Source organism: Candidatus Methylomirabilota bacterium (genome assembly GCA_035260325.1).
Classification (GTDB): Bacteria; Methylomirabilota; Methylomirabilia; order Rokubacteriales; family CSP1-6; genus AR19.
In genome coordinates this window covers 17,365-27,060 of the sequence record DATFVL010000191.1, presented here as the reverse complement: position 1 = coordinate 27,060, position 9,696 = coordinate 17,365, and the positions used below count along the sequence as shown (strand labels likewise).

The following is a 9,696-nucleotide window of genomic DNA, read 5'->3' as shown; positions in this document are numbered from 1 at the left end:
AAAGACCGACTTGCCGACGCCCGTCAGGAAATCCTTCGGCACGACCCAGTACGTCGTGGTGTTCCAGTACGCCCACATGTCCGCGTTGCGCTCAAGGTACATGATCACCATGCCTCCCAGTACGCCGACCGTGTCGGCCAGCACGGTCAGGAGCGGGAACACGACGAGCGCCGCGAGCACGCGCGGCACGACGAGTCGCTTGATGTAGTTCACGCCGAGCGTCCGGAGGGCATCGATCTGCTCCGTGACCTTCATCGAGCCGAGCTCCGCCGTGATCCCGGACGCCACCTTGCCGCCGACCAGGATCGCGGTCAGCACGGGCCCGAGCTCGCGCAGGATCGCCAGCGCCACGAGGGGACCGACGTAGCTCTCGGCGCCGAAGCGCGCCATGTTCACCGCGCTCTGGATCGTGAACACCATGCCCGTGAAGATCGCGGCGGTGAGCGCGACCCCGAGCGACTGCACGCCCATCACCTCGATCTCGCGCACGATGAGGCGGAAGTACTTCGGCGGCAGCGCGAGGCTCCGGGCGACGCGCCCCGTGAGCAGGCCGACGCCCCCGTACCAGTCGACCGTGCGCCTGAGGTAGGTGTCCATCCCCGCCCTACTCCGTCACGAAGCTCTCGACGAGCCGCCGGAACTCGGCCCGCCACGCCTCGAACGACGCGGGCGGCGCCACGTACGCGAAGTCGTAGACGCACCGCGCGTCCTTCAGCACGTAGGTCTCGACGCGCACCGGCGCGTCGCCGGCGCCGAGGCGGCCCTCGAGCACGGTGTGGGCGGCGCGCCGCCCGTTGACGTCCACCTCGTCACGCTCGAGCGTCGCTCGGCCATCGAGCCCCATGAGGAGGTGGCGGGTCAGGACGCCGAGACCGGCCGCCGCGCGGCCGTCGCACGACGCGTTCGCCAGGATGCCCGCGGGCGACGCGCGGTGCCGGAGCTCGAGGTCGGCCCGGCTGTCCTGCGCGACGGTCCACTCCGTCCCGGGAAGCGTCACGCGATACCCCTTCGACGAGTGATAGATCCCGCCCTCGATGCGACCGCCGGCGCAGCCGGCGAACGCCCACGCGGCGGCCGCGCCGACGATCAGCGCCCCGATTCGACCGGCGTCCACGCGGCGGTCAGCGGTCCGGCCCGGCACGCTCCGCGTGCCGCCGCGCGAGCTCCTCGACCACCTCGCGGAACGGGATGCCCCGCGCGCCGAGCAGCACCAGCGTGTGGAACCAGAGGTCGGCCGCCTCCGCGACGAGCCGCCGGTCGCCCTCGCCCCCGAGCGCCGCGGTGATCACCTCGGTCGCCTCCTCGCCGATCTTGCGGCAGATCTCGCCCTCGCCCGCCGCGAGGAGCTTCGCCACGTAGGAGCCGGCCGGCGGGTTCGCCTTCCGCGCGGCGATCGTCCGCTCGAGCCGCTCGAGCATGTTCGCCGGCGCGACGGGCCCGCCCGTCACGGCGTCGGCACGGAGGGCGTTGAAGAAGCACGTCCGCCGGCCGGTGTGACAGGCCTCGCCGTCCTGGTGGACCTGGACCAGCAGGACGTCGCCGTCGCAGTCGGCGTAGACGGCCTGGACGTGCTGCGTGTGGCCCGACGTCTCCCCCTTGCGCCAGGGCACCCCGCGCGAGCGCGACCAGAAGTGCGTCACCCCGGTGGCGAGGGTCTGGTCGACCGCCGCCCGGTCCATCCAGGCGACCATGAGGACCTCGCCGGAGTCCGCCTCCTGCACGACGGCGGGAACGAGCCCCTGCGCGTCGAACTTGAGCGCGTCGAGCGTCACGGCTCGCTCCGGACAGGCACGCCCCGCTCGCGCAGGTACGCCTTCGCCTCCGCGATCGTGTGGATGCCGAAGTGGAAGATGGACGCGGCGAGCACGGCGTCGGCGCGCCCGTCCACCAGGCCCTCGTAGAGGTGCGGGAGCGAGCCCGCGCCGCCCGACGCAATCACCGGGACCGACACCGCCTCGGAGACGGCGCGCGTCAGCTCGAGGTCGTAGCCGTCCTTCGTGCCGTCGCGGTCCATGCTCGTCAGGAGGATCTCGCCGGCCCCGAGCGCCACGGCCTCGCGCGCCCACGCGAGCGCGTCACGCCGCGCCGGGCGTCGCCCGCCATGGGTGTAGACGCCCCACCGGAGGGGCGCGCCCGGCTCGCGGCGGGCATCGATGGCGACGACGATGCACTGGCTGCCGAAGCGCTCCGCCGCCTCGCGGATCACGCCGGGGCGCTCGAGCGCGGCCGTGTTGAGCGAGACCTTGTCCGCCCCGGCGCGCAGCAGGAGCCGGACGTCGTCGATCGAGCGGATCCCGCCCCCGACGGTCAGCGGCATGTAGATGCCCTCCGCCGTCCGGCGCACGACGTCGAGCATGATCGCGCGGGCCTCGTGGGACGCCGTGATGTCGAGGAAGACGAGCTCGTCGGCGCCCTGCGCGTCGTAGGCGAGCGCGGCCTCCACGGGGTCGCCGGCGTCGCGCAGGTCCACGAAGCGCACGCCCTTGACGACGCGACCGTCCTTGACGTCGAGGCAGGGGATGATCCGCTTCGCCAGCATCAGGCGCTCGCCAGTTCCCGCAGGGCCTCGGCGAGGTCGAGCGCGCCGGTGTAGAGCGCCCGTCCCACGACACACCCCGCCACGCCGGGCACCGCCGCGAGGCGCTTGAGGTCGTCGAGGGACGCCACCCCGCCGGACGCGAGCACCGGCAGCGCCACCGTGCGCGCGAGCGCCGCGGTGTCCTCGACGTTCGGTCCGAGCCCGGTGCCGTCGCGGCTCACGTCGGTGTAGAGGAGCGCGGCCGCGCCCGCGTCCTGCGCCCGCCGCGCGACGTCCGCGACCGTCTCCTCCCCGACCTCGGTCCAGCCCTTCACCGCCACCCGGGCGCCCCGTGCGTCCACGGCCACGATGATGCGCCCGCCGTGCGCCCGGCACGCGTCGAGGAGGAACGCCGGGTCGAGCGCGGCGCGCGTGCCGACGACGGCCCAGCGTGCCCCCGCCTCGAGCACGGCCTCGAGCGCGGCGAGGGTCCGGAGCCCGCCACCGGCCTCGACCGGCACCGGCGCGACCGCCGCGACGATCTTCGCGACGAGCGCGCTCTGCCGCGGCGCACCCGCGAACGCGCCGTCGAGGTCCACCACGTGGAGGCGCTCCGCGCCGAGCGCCTTCCAGCGCATGGCCATGGCCACCGGATCGTCGGAGAAGACGGTCTCGGCGTCCGCGCGCCCTTCCCGGAGCCGCACCGCCCGGCCCCCGCGCAGGTCCACGGCGGGGATGACGATCACCGCGCGGCGCTCCCCGACGACGACTTCACGATCGCCGCGAAGTTCTCGAGGAGACGCAGCCCCCAGCGCTGGCTCTTCTCGGGGTGGAACTGCGTCGCGTAGAGCCGCCCGCGCTCGATCGCCGCCGCGAAGCGGACCCCGTAATCGCACCACGCCACGTGGAGGTCCGCGCCGTCCGGGATCACCGGATAGTACGAGTGGACGAAGTAGAAGAAGGCGCCCGACGGCACGCCCGCGAAGAGGCGCAGGTCGCCCGCGTGCTCGACCTGGTTCCAGCCCATGTGCGGGACCTTCTCGCCGGCCGGAAACCGCCGAACCGCGCCCGGGACCACGTCGAGCCCGCGCCCCTCACCGAACTCCTCGCTCGTTGAGAACAGGAGCTGGTAGCCGAGGCAGATCCCGAGGAACGGCCGCGTCCCGTCGAGCGCGCGCCGGAGTGCCGGCAGGAGCCCGAGGGACGTCAAATTCGCCATGGCGTCGTGGAAGGCGCCGTCGCCCGGCAGCACCACCGCCTCGGCCTCGTCCACCGCCCGCGCGTCCTGGGTGACCGCGGCCGGGACGCCGACGCGGACGAACGCCTTCTCGACCGAGCCGAGGTTGCCCCGGCCGTAATCGATGATGGCGATCACGAGCCGGTCTCGCTCACAACGTCCCCTTCGTCGACGGCAGAATGCCGGCGATCCGCGGATTGATCCGCGTCGCGTCGGCGAGCGCGCGCCCCACGGCCTTGAACACGGCCTCCGTGATGTGGTGGAGATTGTGGCCGTAGTGCATGGTGACGTGCAGCGTGACCTCGGCGTTGAATGCGAGCGCACGGAAAAACTCCTGCAGGAGGTCGAGGTCGAAGTTCGAGACGCGCGTGCGCGCGACGGGCACGCCGAAGACGAGGAACGACCGACCCGACACGTCCACGGACGCGGAGACGAGCGTCTCGTCCATCGGGACGAACGCGGTGCCGAAGCGGACGATGCCGCGCTTGTCGCCGAGCGCCTGGCGCAGGGCCTGGCCCAGCACGATCCCGACGTCCTCGACGGTGTGGTGCTGGTCGACCTCCACGTCGCCCTGCGCCTCGACGGCGAGGTCCATGAGGCCGTGCTTCGCCCACGCCTCCAGCATGTGGCTGAAGAACGGGATCGGCGTCTGCACCTTCGAGGCGCCCGTGCCGTCGAGGTTGAGCTGCAGCGCGATCTCCGTCTCCTTCGTTTTGCGCTCGACGCGCGCCTGCCGTGCCGTGCCCGGAGCGCTCATGCGCTGGTCCCTCCGTCGTTGGTGAGTCGCACCTCCGCCGCCCTGCCGTGCCCCACGAGCCCCTCGACGCGCGTGAGCGCCGCGAGGTGCGGCGCCGCGGCGGCGAGCCCGCGCGGCGAGTACTCGATCACGCTCGACCGCTTGACGAAGTCCTCCGTGCCGAGCGGCGACGCGAAGCGGGCGGTGCCCGCCGTCGGCAGCACGTGGTTCGGCCCCGCGACGTAGTCGCCCACGACCTCCGGGGTGTGGCCGCCCATGAAGATGGCGCCGGCGTGCCGCACGCGCGGCAGCAGCGCCGCCGGCACCCGCACCATCAGCTCGAGGTGCTCCGGCGCCAGACGGTTCGCGAGGTCGACCGCGTCCTCGAGCGTCGCCACCCGGATCAGGGCGCCGTTCGCCTCGAGCGCCGGGCCCGCGATATCCCGGCGCGGCAGCGCGGCGAGCTGGCTCTCGAGCGCCGCGGCGACGCGCGGCAGCAGCGCCCCCGCGTCGGTGATGAGGACCGCCCGCGCCATCGGATCGTGCTCGGCCTGCGCGAGCAGGTCGGCCGCCACCCACGCGGGCGCCGCCGAGGCGTCGGCGACGACGACGACCTCGCTCGGCCCGGCCACCATGTCGATCCCGACCTCGCCGAAGACCCGCGCCTTGGCGAGGGCAACGTAGACGTTGCCCGGGCCGACGATCTTGTCCACCCGGCGGATCGTCGCCGTCCCGTACGCGAGGGCCGCCACGGCCTGGGCGCCGCCGACCCGCCAGCCCTCGGTCACGCCCGCTACCTTTGCCGCCGCCAGCACCGCCGGCTCGATGCGACCGCCGGGCCCGGGCGGCGTCACGAGCACGATCTCCCGCACGCCGGCCACGCGCGCCGGGATGGCGGTCATCAGCACCGTGGACGGGTACGCCGCGCGCCCGCCCGGGACGTAGATGCCGACACGGTCGAGGGGGCGGACCTCCTGGCCGAGGACCGAGCCGTCCTCGTCGGTGAGGCGCCACGACTTCGGCGCGGCCGCCGAGTGGTAGCGCTCGATCCGCTCCGCCGCGTACGCGAGCGCGGCCGCGACGCCGGGCTCGAGCGCGCGCCCGGCCACCTCGAGCTCGGCCGGCGCGATCGCGAGCCCTGCCGGCGACGACGGACGGAAGCCGTCGAAGCGCGCCGTGTACTCGAGCAGGGCGGCGTCGCCCCGCGCCCGCACGGCGGCGAGGATCTCGTCCACGACGCGGTGGATCTCGGGCGCCACCGCCTCGGGCGAGCGCTCGAGCGCCCGGACGACGGCGTCGAACCCGAGGACCCGGGCGTCGAGCGTCCGGATCATGGCCGTGCGGCCCGCATCTCGTCGATCAGCCCGGTCACGCGCGCGTGCTCGGTCTTCATCGAGGCGCGGTTGACGATGACCCGCGCGGTCGAGCGGGTGATCTCGGCGACCTCCACGAGACCGTTCGCGCGGAGCGTCTCGCCCGTCTGGACGAGGTCGACGATCCGCTCGGCCAGGCCGACGAGCGGCGCGAGCTCGATCGAGCCGTCGAGGCGGACGATCTCGACCTGCACGCCGCGGTTCGAGAAATACTCCTCGGTGAGCCGCGGGTACTTCGTCGCCACGCGCACCCACGACCACTTCGCCGGATCGTCGCGTTCCCACAGCTCGCGCGGCTCGGCGACGACGAGGCGGCAGACGCCGAAGCCGAGGTCGAGCGGCTCGTAGACGTCCGGCTCCTGCTCGAGCAGGATGTCCTTGCCCACGATACCGAGGTCGGCGGCCCCGTAGAGCACGTACGCGGGGATGTCGGCGGGCTTGAGGAGCAGCACGCGCAGGTCCCGCGCCGCGTCGGTGAAGATGAGCTTGCGCGAGTCGGGGTCGATGCCCTCGACGCCGAGCTGGCGGAGGAGCCCGAGCGCGTCGTCGAGCAGCCGGCCCTTGGGGAGCGCGAGCGTCAGGAGATCTTTCACGGCCGCCGCGTGATCCGCGCGCCGAGCGCGCCGAGCTTCGCTTCGAGGCGCTCGTAGCCCCGGTCGAGGTGGTAGACGCGGGACACGACCGTCTGGCCCCGCGCTGCGAGGCCGGCGAGCACGAGCGCCGCCGAGGCGCGGAGGTCGGAGGCCATCACGGGCGCGCCCTGGTAGTGGGGAACCCCGCGGATGACCGCAATCGAGCCGTCCGTCTCGATGCGCGCGCCCATCCGGGCGAGTTCGGCGACGTGCATGAACCGGTTCTCGAAGATCGTCTCCGTCACGCGCGACTGGCCGTCGGCGAGGCCGAGGAGCGTCATGACCTGCGCCTGCATGTCGGTCGGGAAGCCCGGAAACGGGCTCGTCGTGACGTCGGCCGGGCGCGGGCGGTCGGGCCCGCGCACGCGCACCGACGCCGGCCCGACCTCGAGCGCGACCCCGATCTCCTCGAGCTTCGCGAGGACGGACGAGAGGTGGTCCGGCACCAGGTCGGTGACGGTGACGTCGCCGCGCGTGATCGCGCCCGCCACGATGAGCGTGCCGGCCTCGATGCGGTCGGCGACGATCCGGTGCGTGGCGCCGCCGAGCTCCGGGACGCCCTGGACCTCGAGGCGCGCCGTCCCCGCGCCCTCGATCCGCGCGCCCATGCGGTTGAGCAGCGCCGCGAGGTCGATCACCTCGGGCTCCCGCGCGGCGTTCTCGATCACGGTCGTGCCCTCGGCGAGCGCGGCCGCCATCATGAGGTTCTCGGTCCCCGTGACCGTCACGAGATCGGTCGCGATCCGCGTGGCCTTGAGCCGGCTCGCGCGCGCGACGATATAGCCGTTCTCGATCGTCACCTCGGCACCGAGCTTGGCGAGGCCCTTCAGATGCTGGTCGATCGGCCTGACGCCGATCGCGCACCCGCCGGGCAGCGCGACGCGCGCCGACCCGTGGCGCGCGACGAGCGGGCCGAGCACGAGGACCGACGCGCGCATCGTCGAGACCAGCTCGTAGGGGGCCAAGTCGTTCGTGACCCGCGCGACCTGCGCCCGGAGCGCGCCGCCCTCGTGGCGGACCGTGCCCCCCAGCGTCTCGAGGAGTCGCGCCATCGTGCGCAGGTCGGCGAGGGCCGGCGCGTTCGTGAGGACGACGGGCGCCGGCGTGAGGAGCGCCGCGGCCAGCGCTGGCAGGGCCGCGTTCTTCGCCGCGCTCACGGCGACCGAGCCGCGCAGCGGGACGCCGCCCTCGATCTCGAGCCGGGCGGGCATCAGGCCCTCCCCGCGACGAACCGGTCGACGCCGGCGAGGTCGGCGCGCGTCGCCACGCCGCCGAAGCCCGCCGCCCGCAGGAGGTCGGCGACGGCCGCGGCCTGGGCGCCACCCAGGGTCTCGAGGACGAGCGCCCCGGCGGGGCGCAGGACGCCGCGGGCGGCGACGACGATTCGCCGGATGAGGGCCAGGCCGTCGGGCCCACCGTCGAGCGCCACGCGCGGCTCGTGCAGCGAGACCTCGGGCTCGAGGCCGAAGAGCATCGCGCTCGGGCCGTACGGCGGATTGCTCACGACGAGGTCCGCGCGCGCCGCCTCGACGCCCGCCAGCAGGTCGGCGACGACCACGCGGACGCGCGCGCCGAGGCCGAGCGCCGCGGCGTTGTCGCGCGCGACCGCGGCGGCGGCCGGCGAGACGTCCGTCGCGACGACGTCGAGATCCGGCCGCTCAGCGGCGAGCGCGCAGCCGATGCACCCCGAGCCCGCGCCGAGGTCCACCGCGAGCGGCCGGACGCCGGGGCGTGGCGCCGGCAGGAGCTCGAGCGCCCATTCCGCGAGCATCTCGGTCTCGGGCCGCGGCACGAGGACGTCGTCGGTCAGCTGGATGCGGAGGCCGCGGAATCCCTCCCAGCCGAGGATGCGCTGGAGGGGTTCGCGCCGCGCGCGCCGCCGGACAGCCGCGTCGAATTCCGCCGCGAGCGTCGCCGGCAGCGCGCGCTCGCCCGCGAGCCTGGCGTCGAAGCGTCCGGCGCCGAGGACGCCGGCGAGAAGCCACTCGGCCTCCACGCGGGCGGTCGCGATGCCGGCCGCGGCGAGGATCGCGGTCGCCGCCTCGAGCCGGGCGTGGAGCGTGGGAACTCGGCCGTCCATCAGCTCGCCACCCGCTGCAGGCGCTCCGTCTGCTCCGCCGCCGTCAGCGCCTCGATCAGCTCGTCGAGGTCGCCCGCCAGGATCTCGGGCAGCCGGTGCAGCGTGAGCCCGATCCGGTGATCGGTCACACGCGCCTGGGGGAAGTTGTACGTGCGAATCCGCTCGCTCCGCTCGCCGGTGCCCACCTGGCTCCGGCGGTCGGCCGCGATCGCCGCCTGCTGCTCCTGCTGGGCGCGCTCGAGGAGCCGCGCCTTGAGGACGCGCATCGCCTTCGCCCGGTTCTTGATCTGCGAACGCTCGTCCTGGCACGTTACGACGAGCCCGGTCGGCAGGTGCGTGATGCGCACCGCGGAGTCGGTGGTGTTGACGCCCTGCCCGCCGGGGCCCGAGGAGCGGTAGACGTCCACCTTGAGGTCCTTCTCGTCCACCCGCACCTCGACGTCCGCGGCCTCCGGAAGCACGGCGACGGTGACGGTCGAGGTGTGGATGCGGCCGGCCGCCTCGGTCACCGGCACGCGCTGCACGCGGTGGACGCCGCGCTCGAACTTGAGCCGGCTCCACGCCCCGCGGCCCTGGACGAAGAGGATCACGTCCTTGAGGCCGCCGCCGCCCGTCTCGCTGGCGTCCATTACCTCGATCTTCCAGCGTCGTCGCTCGGCGTACTTCGTGTACATGCGCGCGAGCTCCGCCGCGAAGAGCGCAGCCTCGTCGCCGCCCGCGCCCGCGCGGATCTCGACGAAGACGTTCTTGTCGTCGTTGGGGTCGCGCGGCAGGAGCAGCCGGGTCAGCTCCTCCTCGAGGACCGTCTGCCGAGCGCCCAGCTCGTCGATCTCGGCCTGCGCGAGCTCCAGGAGCTCCCGGTCGCCGCCCTCGGCCAGGATGTGGCGGGCCTCGCCGAGGCGCTTCAGGACGTCGCGGTACGCGGTGAAGTGCTCGACGATCTCGACCGTCTCGGCGTACTCCTTGCGGAGCCGCGCGTACTCGGAGGGCTGGGCCAGGACGGCGGGGTCGGCGAGCGCGCGGGCGATCTCCTGGGACCGCTCCTCGATCTGGCGAAGCTTGTCAAACAGCATCACGGTCGGGACGCCTCCCGCAAACAGAAAACCGGCGGGACGCGCAG

12 protein-coding genes are annotated in these 9,696 nt (G+C 74.0%); all 12 read right to left on the bottom strand.

From position 1 onward, the window contains the following. Positions 1–597, bottom strand: a 597-nt coding sequence (locus VKG64_12645; protein HKB25889.1) for an ABC transporter permease, incomplete at its 3' end; no start/stop codon positions are given. A gap of 7 nt (positions 598–604) precedes the next feature. Further along, positions 605–1,114: a hypothetical protein gene (locus VKG64_12640; GenBank protein HKB25888.1), complete on the bottom strand. Its 510-nt coding sequence runs from the start codon at positions 1,112–1,114 to the stop codon at positions 605–607. A 7-nt stretch (positions 1,115–1,121) separates the two neighbouring features. Next, positions 1,122–1,772: a bifunctional phosphoribosyl-AMP cyclohydrolase/phosphoribosyl-ATP diphosphatase HisIE gene (gene hisIE, locus VKG64_12635; protein HKB25887.1), complete on the bottom strand. Its 651-nt coding sequence runs from the start codon at positions 1,770–1,772 to the stop codon at positions 1,122–1,124. Then, positions 1,769–2,539 carry an imidazole glycerol phosphate synthase subunit HisF gene (gene hisF, locus VKG64_12630; protein HKB25886.1) on the bottom strand — a complete coding sequence of 257 codons (771 nt, stop codon included), beginning with the start codon at positions 2,537–2,539 and terminating at the stop codon, positions 1,769–1,771. Before hisF ends, hisIE begins: the two co-directional genes overlap by 4 nt. Beyond that, the gene (locus VKG64_12625) at positions 2,539–3,264 is read right to left on the bottom strand and encodes a 1-(5-phosphoribosyl)-5-[(5-phosphoribosylamino)methylideneamino] imidazole-4-carboxamide isomerase (protein HKB25885.1); all 726 of its coding nucleotides are present in this window, start codon (positions 3,262–3,264) and stop codon (positions 2,539–2,541) included. The genes hisF and VKG64_12625 overlap by 1 nt, the downstream gene beginning before the upstream one ends. Continuing rightward, on the bottom strand, positions 3,261–3,893 hold the full coding sequence (gene hisH / locus VKG64_12620) for an imidazole glycerol phosphate synthase subunit HisH (GenBank protein HKB25884.1): 633 nt from the start codon (positions 3,891–3,893) through the stop codon (positions 3,261–3,263). Before hisH ends, VKG64_12625 begins: the two co-directional genes overlap by 4 nt. A 13-nt stretch (positions 3,894–3,906) precedes the next feature. Then, positions 3,907–4,512: an imidazoleglycerol-phosphate dehydratase HisB gene (hisB, locus tag VKG64_12615; protein HKB25883.1), complete on the bottom strand. Its 606-nt coding sequence runs from the start codon at positions 4,510–4,512 to the stop codon at positions 3,907–3,909. Next, complete coding sequence (gene hisD, locus VKG64_12610) at positions 4,509–5,825, bottom strand: histidinol dehydrogenase (GenBank protein HKB25882.1); 1,317 nt, start codon at positions 5,823–5,825, stop codon at positions 4,509–4,511. Before hisD ends, hisB begins: the two co-directional genes overlap by 4 nt. Further along, entirely contained in the window at positions 5,822–6,457 is a 636-nt protein-coding gene (hisG, locus tag VKG64_12605) for an ATP phosphoribosyltransferase (protein ID HKB25881.1), read from the bottom strand. The genes hisD and hisG overlap by 4 nt, the downstream gene beginning before the upstream one ends. Further along, positions 6,454–7,707, bottom strand: a complete 1,254-nt coding sequence (murA, locus tag VKG64_12600; protein HKB25880.1) for a UDP-N-acetylglucosamine 1-carboxyvinyltransferase — start codon at positions 7,705–7,707, stop codon at positions 6,454–6,456. Before murA ends, hisG begins: the two co-directional genes overlap by 4 nt. Then, positions 7,707–8,576 carry a peptide chain release factor N(5)-glutamine methyltransferase gene (gene prmC / locus VKG64_12595; protein ID HKB25879.1) on the bottom strand — a complete coding sequence of 290 codons (870 nt, stop codon included), beginning with the start codon at positions 8,574–8,576 and terminating at the stop codon, positions 7,707–7,709. The genes murA and prmC overlap by 1 nt, the downstream gene beginning before the upstream one ends. Then, positions 8,576–9,646 carry a peptide chain release factor 1 gene (prfA, locus tag VKG64_12590; protein HKB25878.1) on the bottom strand — a complete coding sequence of 357 codons (1,071 nt, stop codon included), beginning with the start codon at positions 9,644–9,646 and terminating at the stop codon, positions 8,576–8,578. Before prfA ends, prmC begins: the two co-directional genes overlap by 1 nt. Positions 9,647–9,696 lie beyond the last annotated feature (50 nt).